Source organism: Sinanaerobacter chloroacetimidivorans (assembly GCF_018128545.1).
Taxonomy (GTDB): domain Bacteria; phylum Bacillota; class Clostridia; order Peptostreptococcales; family Anaerovoracaceae; genus Sinanaerobacter; species Sinanaerobacter chloroacetimidivorans.
Window position 1 is genome coordinate 222,101 of record NZ_JAGSND010000001.1, and the last position, 15,937, is coordinate 238,037.

The window sequence follows — 15,937 nt, forward strand, 5'->3', positions numbered from 1 at the left end:
AGGAGTTATCTATGAACAAGTTTATTATCAATGATTATTTTGATGAGCCACAGGGAAAAATCGCCAAGCGGATGCTTTTCAAAAGCGATAATGTAATTGCTTTTGTTCTAAACATTGCAAAAGGGGAAATACTACCGGGACATACACATCTAGAATCAACTCTTTTGCTGCAGGTCATGGAGGGTAAGGCCAAGGTTGTCACGGATGGCAATGAAACCTCGTTGCAGGTGGGTGAGTTAATGCAGATTGATGGGCAGGAAAGCATGCAAGTTATAAACATCGGTGAAGATGTATTGCGCCTTTACGTCACAATTTCACCAATGGGCTCAGAGGCATTTGCAACAGATGCAAATGTTTAAGTGATATCGGTTTCTGCTGAAAAATTGCTAAGACTAAAATCCTCAGTACGCTGAGGATTTTATTGTTATTGGCAGCAACTTTTATCTTTACTAAATTAGACATCGAAAAAAGAGAGTTGTCATTTTATAACTAGCACAACTATTTTATAAAAACAAGTAACCGAAACTATTGAGACCCTTGAGTAGATAAAAAAGATGACATTGGTTTGAGTCATGCCTGGATTAGGTGTTGAAGTAGATATTAAATCCATTACTGCTTGTTAAGTATGCAAGCATCCTTTTTTCGAGGGTACTTGCTTTTTTATTTCAAATAAAAACATATATGAAAGATATAAGAAATCCTTTCCTGATGGGAACTCCGCCCAATAAGGTACAATAAATTGCGCAAATTGAATAAAGGGTAAAAAAAATAGACATGCCCAAACGGGCTCTAAAAAAGGCTACTTAAAAGACTAAAGTTACGATGATTCAAATTACACATACAAATAAGTTCAATATTCCATATCGTATTATACAAGAGAAGCAATCAGTCTATTTGGACAAAAGATTGATAAATCTGAACTGGGTATTAGAATTCAAGAAGAAATGGTTCTAGATGTTTTTCAGATTTTCCGAGAGAAATGATGATAACTTCGATATTGCTCTCTGCACTTTAATTATAACACAAGGAAAATGGAAAATATAGTCTTATTATACTTGGCATATGCAAGTATAATAATATAGTAATTCAACTCTGGTTATAATTTACTTATTATGACTTATTAGTAAAAAGGGGAGATGCAGAAGAAGTTTTTAATGCTAGACCATCAAAAATCAAAATGATTTACAAGTGTTTTGGCGACTCTGCCCTACCGCCAGTATTCCTGATTATGGGCGGTGGAGCATCTGTATCTACATGTGATTTAATTAATTTGGAGGTAAGATTAGATGAATATAAAATTTGATCCCAATAACATTGTTATTAAACTCTGTATAATGGGGATGAGTTTAGAAGATAGTGGGAATGTAGAAGAAGCAAGCACGATGTTTCATAAAGCATGGAATGAAGCAACAGATGACTATGAAAAATTTATTGCGGCATATCATTTAGCTCGTCAACAAAAGAATATTACAGACAAATTGAAATGGATGGAAACATCTTTACAGTGTGCGCTAAATATAAATGATGATAATGTAAAGAGTGCATACTCAACATTATATGTAAACATTTCCAAATGCTACGAGGAGTTGCGTGACTCAGATAATGCAAAAAGAAATTATGAATTATCTGAATTATATAAAGGTGCGCCTTCTGATAAAGGACCGTTTTATCATGGGACTAAGGCAGATTTAAAGGTTGGTGATTTACTGACAGTGGGTGGAATTTCAAATTACAAGCCTGAGCTTCAAATGAATCACATCTATTTCACAGCTAATACCAATGGCGCAGGACTTGCAGCGGCATTAGCAAAAGGGGAAGGAAGAGAACGAGTTTATATAATAGAACCAACAGGTGAATTTGAAAACGACCCTAATGTTACTGACAAAAAATTTCCAGGTAACTTAACACGTTCTTATCGCTCAAAAGAACCTTTAAGAATTATTGGTGAGGAAACAGAGTGGACGAAACTGACAATTACGGAACTAAGCAAATGGCGTGAAAATTTAGCAAAAAGCAAGGGCGAAATTATCAACTGAACACGTTCCATTTAGGTAAAATCGTTACTTTTCAAGTTTATCTGTTGGCTTACACATAAAAAAATCAAGGCACCCTTCAGAAAATTGATGAACATGATCACTGTAAATATAATATATCTGATTGGAAGTAAAAATCTCCAAATGAGATATAGGATCAGATTTGCAATGGTTTGCAGCAGCTAATGAAATGAGTTAGAATTTAGACGTGAGAGTGATGACTTTCACGTCTTTTCTTTTACCGTGTATCTTTATTATCAAAAGTATTATTACAAATTTTAATAAATTTATTACAAAACCCTTTGTATTTAAAGTTGTTTAAATTGATAAAAAATTTGTCGGGTTTCTCTAAATAAATTTGAATGTAATAGATGAGACGTCTTAGAAAACGAGGAGGTGGTCCTGTGATAGGGGATTCAGACGAAAAGCTTGCAGCGCTTTTCTTTATAGACCCGCAGCAAGGATATGTTGAATTAGCAAATAAATATCTAGGTTTTGTTTATAAAATTGCGTACAGTAAACTTTTTGGAACATGCAGTAAAGAAGATATCGAGGAATTCGTATGTGATATTTTTTATGAATTTTACTGTAACCGGGACAAGATCAATCTCGAAAAAGGTTCAATAAAAGCTTTGTTAGCAGTATTTACGAAACGGAGAGCAATAAACCTATTTTATAAAAAAACCAAAGGACAAGAGAGTATTTCTTTATACGATAATAACTTGCAAAACATATTGATCGACAATGAAAATGTGGAACAACGGATCTTAGAGGCAGAGACCAAAACGAAATTAATTGCTGCAGTCAAGGCTCTAGGATCACCGGACTGCGAAATCCTCATCAGAAAGCATTATTTGGGGCAGACCCTGAGAGAAATCAGTATTGACCTGAATATGAAAGTGAAAACTGTAGAAAAGCGGTACGAGAGAGCGTTAAAGAAATTGAGGTATATCATTGGAGGTGTTGAAAATGAGTAAAAACAGAAATAATATCTCTGATAATAGCGTGAAGATTTTAAATGGCTTGGATGATTTAAACATGGAGGAAACAGAGACGCTTTTATCGGGAATAAACAAGGTAACTCTTTCTCCAGATGAGGAGATGCTTTTAAAAGCAAAAGTTCTGGAGAGAGTTGGAGCGGGAGAATTGGGAATGGCACAGGAAGTAGAAAGAAAAACTGAAATCGGGAAAAGGGCTGTGCATTCTAAAAACAGAATCTATATGAGAAGGGCAGTAGCTTGTATTGCTGCAGTTATGGTCTGCTCTATTGTTGCAATAGCAGCCGCAAATATGGATGGATTGCAGCGCTTTTGGGGGAGCGATACGGAAATTTATCGTGACAGAGCCTTAGAAACGGTTCAGAGTGTTCAAAATGACAACGTTAAGATCAACATTGAGGGAATCGTTTCCGACAATTACCAATGCGTTTTCGTATTCAGTATGGAGGCCCTTACAGAGGAAGGTCGGAAGATGATAAAGAAGTATAACAACAAGCATATGGTCCTGGATCTGGGAATAAAACCCACAATGATAGCCGGAGCTGAAGATCAAGGCATGACAGGGATCTTTCAGTATACCGATGATAACAAAGACAAAAATTATAAAGCCTATCAGTGCGATTTTCAACTTGAAAACGTAGATCTGACGAAGCCTGTAACCGTAGAATTTGCCGGACTGACTATGCGTTTTAATATTCCGCAATACATGCAGGTAATAACTCTTTACCCCGATTCGGAGGCAGGATTTGAAAGCGTTGACCTGTCGCCGATCGGATACTACTACAAAGATGCAGAATATGCGGAGGAGGTAAGACTGATCAAGAAAGACGGAACTTTGGATGATGAACTGGGGTATTTCGGTTCAATGGCTCAGGAAAACAGCGAGGAGGTAACGGTAATAGGATCTTTTACAAGACTGATCGATTTAAATGAGTATCTAGGGATACAGATTGACGGGATAAACTACACTGCAAAGTAGTTCGGTGATATTGCGCATAACGCATCGTTTTCATTTTAAAGGTATCGAATCAGAAAGAGTTGTAAAAGATACCATTGATGTTATTGATTTATAAAGCAGTTGTCTGAAATAAAATAAGCCTTTAATTAGAGATGAGGTGATAGTATTCTTCTTGACGAAACCATAAATGCTTTTCTTGAAAAAGTTGCGTTGCTGCCCTCTACACCTGCGGGGGGAAGTGTTGCTGCTTTAAATGCCGCATCCGCTGCTGCGTTGGCGGAGATGGTATCCAGATTGACGGCCAATAATGCTCAAGATAAAACAATAGCAAAAGAAATGAAAGAAATGGAAGAATTGTTCCATGATTACAGAGTGAAATTTACCGATACCATTGATGCAGATGCGAAAGCATTCGCAGAAGTTTTGAATGCTTATAAACTTTCAGCTGATTGTGACGAGAACATCAAAATAAGGGATGAAAAAATACAGGAAAGCTATAAGAATGCTGTAATTGTGCCTATCAGACTAGCAAAAGACATCTTGGCAATGATGCAGCTGATCAAAACGCAGTTCCGATCGATTGGAGACAGCTATATTACAGATTCTGCTCAGGCTTATATGTTGGCAGAGGCTGCCTTGAAGTCTTTAATCTATCATATGAAATCAAATCTGATTTATATTCGTGATAAGGAGTTCACGGAAAAAATCGAAGGTGTTTTGGAGCAGCTTACATTAAGTTTAAAATGTTCGGAAAATCTATCACATTAACCTAAACATCACAAAATACTCCATTGAGCATGTTTGTAAACTATGCTTACTCGAAAGAGAGGACGATCAATGCAGTTTCTGCCGCCAAGGCCCCATCAGCTTCAGACAGCATCTTTTTTAGATCCTCAGGGCATATAAAAAAGCGTGTGCCTGCTAGAGAAAACGGCTATAGCGTAATAATTGAACATAGAAAGTTAGAATTAGACGTGAGAGCAGTGGCTTTTACGTCTTTTATTTTACTATTTTATCAGATAAAGACTTATACTGAGATGGTTATCCTGAATAGATTATTGTTGGTGTGATCTTTGATAAATTTGGTCTTATATATGTAACAACTATCTAAAAAATAATCTAATATTGTAATAAAATAGGAAAAGTTATACAATTATATCGAATATGGGAGATAATATTGTTATGGAGATAGCACGGACGAAGGGTAGGCTTTACAAAAGTTAATACGACGACAGGTATAGCGTCTTTGTGATATAAAGTACTGCTGACGAGAGGGCAAAAGGGATGTTATGTTTACTGCTGCAATGGAGAATTAGCAGAATATCTGAAAAGAAGAATCAGCGATTCCTATTATAACTATAATGAAGAGAGCGTGGAGTATTTAATAGTAGCAGAAGATACCGATAAGGAATACGCAGAGCAGGGTTAGGTATTAAATCAGTCACCGACTATGTTGATGGATAGGAAGGGAAAATTGACAATAATATATTATTTATGATAAAATAATTTAAACTTAGTTAATTAAAGGAGGACGTTCTATCTATGTATTCTGTTCGTTTAAGATAAGCTGGCAATAAAAAAGCGGTATGATCATCCACAAGGGTGGGCTTTTTTTTGTGCTTATTTTACGAATGAGACATAGATACTAGTGAAGTGTAACCATCTGAGGTTATACGATTTTATCAATGTCTTTTAATGTTAATATGCAGACTAAAGCTTGCACTGTGGATTTTAGCCTGCATTTTTTATTGCCAAAATCAGAATGAAAACAATGATAAAAAGTGCAAGGAGAGAAAAGATATGATAAATAAAACTTCAAAATGGAAACAAGATTTTTTTACGATATGGACAGGACAGGCAATTTCACTTATTACTAGTGCCATCCTGCAAATGGTGATAATTTTTTACCTTACAGAAAAAACAGGATCAGCGATGGTACTATCAATTGCTTCATTAGTTGGGTTTCTTCCATACGCAGTCTTTGGGCCTGCGATAGGTGTATTAGTCGACCGCTATGATAGAAAAAAGATAATGATTGGTGCTGATTTAATGATTGCGGCAGCTGGTGCACTACTGGCTATGATTGATTTGTTTATGGATCTGCCGGTCTGGATGGTTATGGTGGTATTGTTTATCCGGAGCATTGGAGCGGCTTTTCATTCCCCGGCACTAAGTGCGGTTACGCCTTTATTAGTACCAGAGGAACAGTTGACCAAATGTGCGGGTTACAGCCAGTCCTTGCAGTCCATAAGTTATATTTTTAGTCCTGCAGTTGCTGCGTTTTTATATACTGTTTGGGAATTAAATGCGATTATACTAATCGACGTGCTGGGTGCTGTGATTGCATGTATCACGGTAGCGCTTGTACGTATTCCCAAGGTTAATGCAGAGAAACAAAGCTCGGATCAAAATTTTATGAAAGAGATGAAAGAAGGACTTGGTGTTTTAAAAGAAAACAGAGGATTATTTATATTGCTGCTTATAGGCACACTATATATGTTTGTTTATATGCCAATCAATGCACTTTATCCCTTAATCAGCATGGAATATTTTGCTGGAACACCGACACATGTCTCTATTACCGAAATTGCTTTTGCCTCCGGTATGCTGGCAGGCGGTTTGCTATTAGGACTATTTGGTAGATATAAAAAACGAATCATATTAATAACGTTATCTATTTTTTTGATGGGCGCCAGTTTGACCATTTCGGGGTTACTTCCCCCAAGTGGATTTGTGATATTTGTAGTCTGCTGCGCAAGCATGGGTCTTTCGGTTCCATTTTACAGCGGTGTTCAGACTGCTCTTTTTCAAGAAAAAATTAAGCCTGAATATTTAGGGCGTGTGTTTTCTCTGACAGGGAGCATCATGTCTCTGGCTATGCCCATCGGTTTAATACTTTCCGGGTTCTTTGCTGATAGAATCGGTGTAAATCATTGGTTTTTAATATCAGGTATTTTAGTTATGGGCATCGCTATAATTTGTCCACTGGTGACCGATGTTAGGAAATTAGATTAAAAAGAAAATGAAAATTCCATAGGAGCACCATTATGAATTCTTGGGAGATAAGCTGATAATAGGTAAATTCTGTGCTATGGTGGAGGCATTAGGTTTATCATGAATGGTGCGAACCCAACTTAATCTACCATTTGGGGAAATGTCAGAGGCTATGTTCTTTGTTATTGAGAGCATAGCCTCTTTTTCATATCAAGCCATCCTGTTAACAGCATTAAATCCGATATTCAAATCTTCGATAATATCATCCACATTTTCCAATCCAACAGAAAGCCGTATCATGCCCGGATGAATACCGGCTGCCTGCAATTGCCCATCTGTCAATTGCCTGTGGGTTTCGCTTGCAGGATGCAAAACACAAGTACGAATGTCTGCAACATGAACTTCATTCGAGGCAAGCTGCAGCGCATTCATAAAGCGGATGGCGTTTTCTTTACCGCCTTTCAATACAAAGGAAATCACGCCACTTGCACCCTTTAAGTATTTCTGTGCCAAACCATAAAACGGACTGCTTTCCAGACCCGGATAGATGATGCTCTCCACACAATCAGAGCTTTCCAAATAGCGAGCAACCTGGATTGCATTTTCGCAATACTGTTTCATACGGACTGCAAGCGTTTCCAATCCAATGTTTAGTAGAAAAGCCGAGTGGGCAGCAGGATATACGCCAAAATCTCTCATGAGCTGCATTCTTGCTTTTATAATGTAGGCACTTTTCCCATAGGTTTCCGTGTAGGAGATGCCGTGATAAGATTCATCAGGGCTGGTTATATCCAGGAAGTTACCGGAATTCCAATCAAAATTTCCGCTGTCTACGATAACACCGCCGACTTGCAGGGCATGACCGTCCATATACTTACTTGTAGAATGCACGACAATATCCGCACCAAACTCGAAGGGCTTACACAAAATCGGCGTGGCAAAAGTATTATCCACAATAAGCGGCACATGATGTTCATGCGCGATCCTTGCAAATCTTTCAATATCTAATACAGTCAATGCAGGATTCGCCAGTGTTTCGCCAAATACCGCCTTGGTGTTCGGGCGGAAAGCGGCATGGAATTCCTCATCATTTGCATCCTGACTCACATAAATGCACTCAATGCCCAATTTTTTGAGCGTAAAGGAAAGCAGATTGATGCTCCCGCCATAGATTTCAGGTGTGCTAATAATGCTGTCACCGGCGGAGCATATGTTGAGAATAGACATCATGGTGGCTGCCTGTCCTGATGTTGTACATAAAGCTCCAACACCACCCTCTAAATCGGCAATTTTGCGTTCTACCGCCATCACGGTCGGGTTTCCAAACCGTGAGTAAATCAAACTCTTCATCGGGTCGTCAAAAACCGCAGCGACCTCTTCCGTAGAGTCGTATACATAAGTTATACTTTGAACAATCGGCATAACGCGCGGTTCTGCGTTTTGTGGTCTGTATCCTGCATGTAAGCATTTTGTTTCATCTCTCATAATTCCATTCTCCTTCGATTGAATTAGTACTGCTTGCTAAATGAATAGCCTTAGAATTAAATAGTAGGCAACTGCCATTATAAAAAAGATGGCCAGCACCGGAAGTGTTTTTTTCACTTGCTCTCCCATTGTTATACCAAAATGTGCTACAACAATTTCAAGACAAACATGTGTAGGAGTAACCTGCATCGCTATATAAGAACAGCAACATAATAATACTAAAAGCGGCATTCCGCCATTTGGCATTGCAACGTATGCAAGTGGTATTCCTATTACATGAATCATGTTAGCTCCGCCAATTAATGAACCTACAAAGAATATTATTGCAAATATCAAAAACTGTGGTATTGGTAACCCCATGAATAGTGACGGCAAACTCTCAATGGCTCCCGTGTATTCAAGCAGGTTCTTAAAAATGTATATCAGAACCACGCCTATGATTACCCGAGGTTCAAAGGCTGTTTTAATCATTGGAATCAATACTGCTGGCGAGAATCAGCTGATAATGATGTATAATGCAATCACTATAACAATTGCCCATAATGTCTTAACCGGGAAAGGCGTTGAAGCTGTGCCAAGAATCAATAAAATGATAATGAAAATAGGCCACAAGCCCTGTAAAATATTCATAATATCTTTTTTGCGATCTGTGCTGCCGGGAACACCGGTATCTTTTGGAATTTTTCGAATATAAACGATATACCCCGCAAGTATCTGCGCAGATACCATTGGCAGCATGCCAATTATGAAACTGGAAGTAGAAATCCCGCTAAGCGATAAAGCAATTATTATTGACGAATATGTAGGCAAGAAACTTTCGCTTACATGACGAAAATAGCTTGCAGTAACTGACTTTTCAACAGTTGTTAAATATTTACCTGCAGATTGATCAACAATATCACCGCAGATTTTTACGACTGCAGCAGAAGGCAATAAGCCAATTACCATTGGTGAAAGCATTGTATTCAGCCTGCGATTATTGGTTAATGCATTGATTGATTTTTGGGCTGAACGCAAGGCCCCTTTATTGTCCATAAGCCTTTGCAAATATGTGACTGCATATAGAATAAAGACAACTTCAAGCGTTTCCCACTTAATAAGTGTAAGCCCTGCAGTTTTTATTGACACAAGTGGAGGGATTTTAAATAATAGAACTGTTGCAATAATTCCACTTATCATTGCCCAATATAACTTTTTGGTCAAATTGAGCCCGATGATAATTATAACGAAAACCAATAAGAGTATTAAGCCGCTGTCCACTGGATTTGCTTATTCCTTTCTATACCGATGTACTACAATTAAGTATGATTAGAGCATCCATCGTTTTTACGTAAATTTTGAATTTGCCTGAGCGCATGCGCAAGCTGATCTCCACAAGAAGTTCCATTTCTGCAAAGTATTAAACCATGTGTCGACTATAACAGAGGTGCTTGGAAGAGTAAATATATTAAGCAATTTATTAGTAACTAATAAATTTCATAGTTTAAGATGAAAGCAAGCAATGACGTTTAAAAAAATTTAGATGAGAAATATGCTTGAACATACCTTATTTCAATCTTAAAATCTCTTCAAAACCATCGATGACATAATCGTATTTTTCAACTTTTCCAAATCCATATCTTGCATATACAAATGGAATTTCAGCAACTTTTGCAGATTCTGCGTCCCCATTGGTGTCACCTACATAGACTGGACTTTTCAAACTATTCCTTTGTATAATCAGTTTGTTGTTTTCTCCTTTCGGCAATCCTGTCGCCCCTGAGCACTCAAAATCAACAAAATATTGATCAAGTTTATGCGCTTTTAAAAAACACTGAATATATCCATCCTGACAATTGCTGACTATGAATAGTTTATATTTTCGAATCAGCTGATTGAGTGTTTCTTCCAATTTTGGATATAGCACCCCTCCGTGTTCCCCGAGGTAGGATAGCTCGGCTTCACACAATTCGTCCATTAATTTATGTTGAGTATCTTCATGCAGATTCGGAAACAGTTTTCTGCCTATTTCGTTTGTCTGAAGTCCCATACAACCTTCGACCTCTTCAATCGTTACTGATTTTTTGATGTGAGGATAATTTTTCAGTATCGTGTTCCATAAACTGCAAACCGCTTTCGCAGTATTCCAAAGAGTGCCATCTAAATCAAAAATAATACTATCTATCTTCATATTCTGAGATCACCTTTCTTAGAAAATTAAAATTGTAATTATAGGATTATACCATAAGTGCAATCAATATGGATAACAACCGTATTTAAAATTCATAATAAAGTGTATTAAATTTTTGATATAATTGAATATAGATACAATCGTTATAACTAGGCGGAAAGGTCCCTCGCCTCGTTGAAACGCACAGATAAAAGAAAATTTTTTACAGTCGAAAATTTTCGGATACGTTATAAAATCAATATTATCAAAATTGTCAGTGGGACGTTATGACAAGATTGGTTTTCTTTAAATTGCATATCCTTTTCCCTGCGTTTACTATTAGGGTAAATAATAATAAGGGAGGTAAAGCTATGAGTAATGTTAAAGTCGATACCGTTGCGAACAACAGATCTAGTTTCAAGGCTGGTGCGCAAAAATTCGGGGGCTTCATGGCAGGTATGATTATACCGAATATCGGAGCAATCCTGGCTTGGGGTCTTATCACAATGTTTGTTATACCTACAGGATGGGCCCCCAATGAAACCCTTGTCCAAATGGTCGATCCTATGATCAAATGGCTGATACCGATTTTGGTTGGCTTCACAGGCGGAAGACTGGTGCATGGTATAAGAGGCGGTGTCGTCGGTGCTATTGCAACATATGGTATTATTGTAGGTTCTTCTATTCCGATGATCCTTGGCGGCATGATGATGGGGCCTTTGGGCGGCTGGGTGATCAAATCATTCGATAAGCTCGTAGAAGGCAAAATCCGTACCGGGTTTGAAATGCTTGTAGATACTTTCTCAGCAGGTATCCTGGGAGCACTGGTTTCTATATTTTCATTCCTGATCGCTGAGCCTATTGTAACTGCTATTTCCACAACCCTGGGCAATATAGCAAAAGTGGTAACAGAGGCAGGACTACTTCCGCTCATAGCCATTGTTATTGAGCCTGGTAAAATTTTATTCCTGAACAACGCAATTAACTTTGGAGTTTTAGGGCCTCTGGGAATCCAGCAAGTAACAGAAATGGGCAAATCGGTCTTCTTCCTGCTGGAAAGCAATCCTGGTCCTGGTTTCGGTATTCTTCTTGCTTATTGTATTTTCGGAAAGGGAGCTGCAAGGCAGTCAGCACCTGGTGCGGTGATTATTCAATTCCTTGGCGGTATTCATGAGGTATATTTCCCATACATACTGATGAAGCCGCTGCTCATCCTCGCTGCAATCGGCGGTGGAATAAGTGCTAACTTCACTTTCGTAATGCTGAATGCAGGACTGGTTGCGACTCCGTCTCCCGGAAGTATCTTCGCAGAGATGGCTATGTCTCCGAAAGGCGGCCACCTGCCGGTACTTGCAGGAATAGCAGTGGGAGCAATTGTATCCTTCCTTATCGCTTCTGTGATCTTAAAGAGGGATAAGTCGATGACTGACATGGATGAAGATTCTCTGAATATGGCAAAGAATTTAACGGCCATGATGAAGGCTGAAAGCAAGGGGCAGAAGACGTTAAGCTCCGCCGCGCCTGCGTTAAGTTCCGCCGCACCTACGCTAAGTTCTGCCGTGCCCAAGGTTATCGTATTCGCCTGTGAAGCGGGAATGGGTTCTTCAGCAATGGGAGAATCCATACTGAAGAAAAAGATTAAGGAAGCCGGACTTGAAATTGAGGTCAAACATTCTGCAGTGAATGCACTGCCTGCTGACACAGAGGTCATTTTTACGCAGGAAAGCCTTGCCGGCAGAGCAGCGCAGGTGGCACCCAAAGCAGAAATCGTAACCGTAAAGAATTTCCTTGATCAAAATGTATATGATAAGTATCTGAGCAGATTTAAAAAATAATGAATACTGGGATGAACGAAATGAGGTTAGGAACGGTATGGATGGTTTTACTGTCAGACAAAAGTTCATATTAAGCAATCTGATTGAGAAGGGTCCTTTATCAATAAAGGACCTATCTCATCAAATTGATGTCAGCGAGCGTACCATCATGCGTGAGATGTCTTCAATTAATGATTGGTTGAAACAATACAAGCTCCATATATCCAAAATCGGAGGTGAGCTGGTTATAAGCGGCAACCAGAAAGACATCGATAGGATACGCAAGCTATTTGACAGGACGCCGCCTTTATGGCTGCTTACCCAGGAGCAAAGGCAGGTGCTGATTACAGCACAGCTGCTGCTTGCGAAGGAACCGATAAAATCGGCATATTTCGGCTGTCAATTCAACGTAGTAGAAGGCACAATCATTTTTTATCTCGATAAAATTGAAGGCTGGCTTCGGACTAAAAATTTGAAGCTCATAAGAAGAAGGGGATATGGTCTTGAAATCATAGGCTCCGACTGGAGCAAAAGAAATGCTTTTGCTGAGCTTCTTTATAATTTCAAATCCATTAGTGAGCTTCTGGCGTTTTTATATGAGGATAATAGTGATTACTCACTGCATGCCTTTTTCGAAGTCACTTTCGGAAAAGAGCTTGTTACCAATGTAAAAGGCATGATAAAAAAACTGTATTCAGAGAACAGGATACTGAAGACCAATGATGTTGACAATTTCAGTACATTCATTCATTTGCTTCTGGCGATTGAGAGAACTCGCAGCAATATGGCCATTGAACTACCGGAGGATATCATAAAGGATACTTTGATGAACGAGTTTTCTGTCATAAAGGATCTTATGAATGTACTTGATGAAGATGGAATAGAACTTCCTGAAAGTGAACTTGCTTATCTTGCAATTCACCTTATGGAGGATAGAAATAGATACACTGATGAAAAGGTGCAGAAGGAACTGGGCTTTGAGCTTGAGGACGCGGTATGGGAAATCGTATCGATTACAGGGAAAAGGCTGAATATGTCAATCTTATGTGATAATCAGCTTATGAGCGGACTCAGGCAGCACATCAATCCTGCATTATACAGGCTGACTATGGGGCTCGAGGTAAGAAACCCGATCATCAATGATATAAGAGACTATTACAAGGACTTATATGAAGCTGTTGACTATGCATGCAGGCTGGTTTTTTCAAAATACAATCTTATTATACCGCCCAATGAGGTGGGCTATGTGACGATGCATATCGGTGCAGCAATTGAAAGGCAGCATGGACTTGAAAGCATACTGCGGGTTTTAGTCATCTGTCCGAATGGTATCAGCACTGTGAAAATACTATGTGGAAAGCTGAAAAGCAAGTTCCCGGAAATCGATGAGGTTGAAGCCTGCTCCTTAAGGGAAATGGAAGAAAAAATAAAGAAAAACTATGATATCATCTTATCAACAGTGGATGTAAGTAAGAAGTCGGGTAATGACATCCTTTTTATATCACCGTTTCTGCCAAGCAAGGATATTGAAAAGGTAGGCGAATTGATTAAGATCAAAATGGAAGAAGGCAGCAGCATGAAAAAGCCTTTGCCTGCGGATTTTTATGAAGAGGCGGTCGAGACTGAAGCAGATTTTGTTGCGGCTGATAACATGTTTAAGAACTTCAGGTTGAAAAGTGTTGCGTGTGATAATATCCGGAACACGATAAAGGAAATCGTCCAAGAGCTTTACGACTCCGATGTAATCGCTGAAATCAACAAGGTTGAGAATCAGATCTTAAAGAGAGAAGAAAAGGGAAGCGTCGTGATTCCAGGCAGCCATGTAGCTCTACTCCATATACGGACAGAAGAAATCGATTCACCCTTTGTAGGCGTTTTCCGGCTGGAACATTTTATAGAAATGAAAAGTGCGGGGTTCTCCGTAGACGATGTGGATACCATTTTGGTCATGATTGCAAGAAAAAACGAGAGGGATTATATTCTTGAGATACTTGGTAAAATCAGCGCTTCACTGGTAGAAAGCGAACACTTTATCAATGTATTGAGATTTGGAGATATAGCAGATATAAGAAATGAACTGATAAAAAGAATCAACAGGGAGGAATGCATATGAACAAGTTGATATTGAATGAAGGTAATATTTTATTAAACATTGCGGCAGAAGGGAAGTATGAGGCAATCGAAAGGACCGGAAGACTCCTGGCGGACAATGGTTATGTAGATCCAGAGTATATAGAGGGCATGAAAAAAAGAGAGATCGAAGTTACGACATATATAGGGAATGGAATATCCATCCCCCACGGAACCTCTCAATATATCGGGTATATCAAAAAGTCGGGAATCGTAGTTTTGCAGTATCCCGAGGGGGTGGATTTCGGTGATGGAAATACCGCGTACATCCTGATCGGTATTGCCGGCAAGAATGATGAACATCTGGAAATTCTATCCGCTATCGCTCTGGCATGTCAGGATGAACAGAATGTAAGCAAGCTCAGGCATGCGGCTGCCAAGGAGGAAATTATATCAATACTGACGGAGGGAGATGTGTAGATGATCAAAACCGTGACATTAAATCCAGCTGTGGATAAAACTGTCGAGATAAATAACTTTCGAGTCGGTGAAGTCAACAGGATTTCTTCAATCAGGCTGGATGCAGGAGGAAAAGGAATCAACGTAGCAAAGACAATAAAAGCACTGGGTGGAAGCAGTATCGCCACAGGGTTTCTTGCGGGACGAAACGGCGATTATATAAAGGACAGCCTGAACAGGATGCAAGTATCCAACGATTTTCTTTTTGTAAAAGGAGAGACAAGAACAAACCTGAAGATAGTTGACAGAGGGAACCAAACCAATACAGACATCAATGAACCGGGCCTTATTGAGGTAACGGAGGAGGACTTGTGCCAGCTTGAGGATAAGATCTTTTCCGATATGAGCAAAGATAACATTCTGGTTCTGTCGGGAAGCGTACCTGCCAATGTACCTACGGGTATTTACAGGGAATGGACCGAACGGGCCAACAGATCAGGGATAAGGGTATTGCTGGATGCAGACCGGGAGCTCCTTGAAGAGGGTATCAAAGCCAGGCCGCATTTGGTCAAGCCGAATCTTGCAGAGTTGGAAATTCTGTTAAACAGAAAGTTGAATCATAAAAATGAGATTGTGAGTGCAGGGCGCAGCCTGCTTGACATGGGCATAGAGACGGCAGTCATTTCTCTTGGGTCAGACGGGGCAGTTTTCTTTCATGGGGAGCATGTTATATATGTAGAAGGCCTTAAGGTAACGGTAAAGAGCACGGTGGGGGCAGGAGATGCAATGGTGGCAGCTTTGGCCTATGCGATTTCCAGAGACAATCCATTCGAAAAGGCCGTTTCTTTGTCTGTTGCGGCAGGTACTGCTAATGTGGCCAGCGAAGGCACGCAGCCGCCCAATATGAAAGATGTGCTGCATTATGAAGCTCAAATACATTTAAAATACTTGTAATTAACATGAATGAACAATAGCGT

The 15,937-nt window shown here is 39.3% G+C and carries 11 protein-coding genes and 3 pseudogenes; 11 read left to right on the plus strand and 3 right to left on the minus strand.

Annotated elements, in window-relative coordinates:
* Window positions 1-11: 11 nt before the first annotated feature.
* The 7 genes and pseudogenes from KCX82_RS01170 to KCX82_RS01200 form a co-directional block, all read left to right on the plus strand.
* Entirely contained in the window at window positions 12-359 is a 348-nt protein-coding gene (locus tag KCX82_RS01170; protein ID WP_227016600.1) for a cupin domain-containing protein, read from the plus strand.
* 1,305 nt (window positions 360-1,664) lie between these two features.
* Window positions 1,665-2,036 (plus strand): annotated as a pseudogene (gene arr / locus KCX82_RS23200) (NAD(+)--rifampin ADP-ribosyltransferase); the annotation flags it as partial.
* 401 nt (window positions 2,037-2,437) lie between these two features.
* Window positions 2,438-3,010, plus strand: a complete 573-nt coding sequence (locus tag KCX82_RS01180) for an RNA polymerase sigma factor (RefSeq protein ID WP_227016602.1) — start codon at window positions 2,438-2,440, stop codon at window positions 3,008-3,010.
* Window positions 3,003-4,010 (plus strand): DUF4179 domain-containing protein, encoded by a 1,008-nt coding sequence (locus KCX82_RS01185; RefSeq protein ID WP_227016603.1) that lies wholly within the window; start codon window positions 3,003-3,005, stop codon window positions 4,008-4,010. Before KCX82_RS01180 ends, KCX82_RS01185 begins: the two co-directional genes overlap by 8 nt.
* A gap of 162 nt (window positions 4,011-4,172) precedes the next feature.
* Window positions 4,173-4,757: a cyclodeaminase/cyclohydrolase family protein gene (locus tag KCX82_RS01190; protein WP_227016962.1), complete on the plus strand. Its 585-nt coding sequence runs from the start codon at window positions 4,173-4,175 to the stop codon at window positions 4,755-4,757.
* Between the two features lie 1,032 nt (window positions 4,758-5,789).
* The gene (mef(A), locus tag KCX82_RS01195; RefSeq protein ID WP_405127656.1) at window positions 5,790-7,004 is read left to right on the plus strand and encodes a macrolide efflux MFS transporter Mef(A); all 1,215 of its coding nucleotides are present in this window, start codon (window positions 5,790-5,792) and stop codon (window positions 7,002-7,004) included.
* A 25-nt stretch (window positions 7,005-7,029) separates the two neighbouring features.
* Window positions 7,030-7,118: pseudogene (locus KCX82_RS01200) on the plus strand (acetyltransferase); the annotation flags it as partial.
* A gap of 75 nt (window positions 7,119-7,193) precedes the next feature.
* On the opposite strand, the gene KCX82_RS01205 reads toward KCX82_RS01200, so the two are convergent.
* The 3 genes and pseudogenes from KCX82_RS01205 to KCX82_RS01215 all read right to left on the minus strand — a co-directional run bounded on the left by KCX82_RS01205 (window position 7,194) and on the right by KCX82_RS01215 (window position 10,638).
* Entirely contained in the window at window positions 7,194-8,468 is a 1,275-nt protein-coding gene (locus KCX82_RS01205) for an O-acetylhomoserine aminocarboxypropyltransferase/cysteine synthase family protein (protein WP_227016605.1), read from the minus strand.
* A 36-nt stretch (window positions 8,469-8,504) separates the two neighbouring features.
* A pseudogene (locus KCX82_RS01210) lies at window positions 8,505-9,728 on the minus strand (DUF401 family protein).
* Window positions 9,729-10,014: 286 nt separating this feature from the next.
* Window positions 10,015-10,638 (minus strand): HAD family hydrolase, encoded by a 624-nt coding sequence (locus KCX82_RS01215; RefSeq protein ID WP_227016606.1) that lies wholly within the window; start codon window positions 10,636-10,638, stop codon window positions 10,015-10,017.
* A gap of 350 nt (window positions 10,639-10,988) precedes the next feature.
* On the opposite strand from KCX82_RS01215, the gene KCX82_RS01220 reads away from it, so the two are divergent.
* From KCX82_RS01220 to pfkB, 4 genes are read left to right on the plus strand one after another with little or no spacing between them, the layout of a single operon-like run.
* Window positions 10,989-12,452: a PTS mannitol transporter subunit IIBC gene (locus tag KCX82_RS01220; protein ID WP_227016607.1), complete on the plus strand. Its 1,464-nt coding sequence runs from the start codon at window positions 10,989-10,991 to the stop codon at window positions 12,450-12,452.
* A 37-nt stretch (window positions 12,453-12,489) separates the two neighbouring features.
* Window positions 12,490-14,544 (plus strand): BglG family transcription antiterminator, encoded by a 2,055-nt coding sequence (locus KCX82_RS01225; RefSeq protein ID WP_227016608.1) that lies wholly within the window; start codon window positions 12,490-12,492, stop codon window positions 14,542-14,544.
* Window positions 14,541-14,981, plus strand: a complete 441-nt coding sequence (locus KCX82_RS01230; protein ID WP_227016609.1) for a PTS mannitol transporter subunit IIA — start codon at window positions 14,541-14,543, stop codon at window positions 14,979-14,981. The genes KCX82_RS01225 and KCX82_RS01230 overlap by 4 nt, the downstream gene beginning before the upstream one ends.
* Window positions 14,982-15,914, plus strand: a complete 933-nt coding sequence (gene pfkB / locus KCX82_RS01235) for a 1-phosphofructokinase (RefSeq protein WP_227016610.1) — start codon at window positions 14,982-14,984, stop codon at window positions 15,912-15,914.
* Window positions 15,915-15,937: the final 23 nt, after the last annotated feature.

What these genes read in the sequence shown, in the direction of transcription:
- KCX82_RS01230 (WP_227016609.1), top strand. Translation starts at nt 14,541, where the DNA reads ATGAACAAGTTGATATTGAATGAAGGTAATATTTTATTAAACATTGCG.
- KCX82_RS01170 (WP_227016600.1), top strand. Translation starts at nt 12, where the DNA reads ATGAACAAGTTTATTATCAATGATTATTTTGATGAGCCACAGGGAAAA.
- KCX82_RS01205 (WP_227016605.1), bottom strand. Translation starts at nt 8,468, where the DNA reads ATGAGAGATGAAACAAAATGCTTACATGCAGGATACAGACCACAAAAC.
- pfkB (WP_227016610.1), top strand. Translation starts at nt 14,982, where the DNA reads ATGATCAAAACCGTGACATTAAATCCAGCTGTGGATAAAACTGTCGAG.
- KCX82_RS01185 (WP_227016603.1), top strand. Translation starts at nt 3,003, where the DNA reads ATGAGTAAAAACAGAAATAATATCTCTGATAATAGCGTGAAGATTTTA.
- KCX82_RS01215 (WP_227016606.1), bottom strand. Translation starts at nt 10,638, where the DNA reads ATGAAGATAGATAGTATTATTTTTGATTTAGATGGCACTCTTTGGAAT.
- KCX82_RS01220 (WP_227016607.1), top strand. Translation starts at nt 10,989, where the DNA reads ATGAGTAATGTTAAAGTCGATACCGTTGCGAACAACAGATCTAGTTTC.
- KCX82_RS01225 (WP_227016608.1), top strand. Translation starts at nt 12,490, where the DNA reads ATGGATGGTTTTACTGTCAGACAAAAGTTCATATTAAGCAATCTGATT.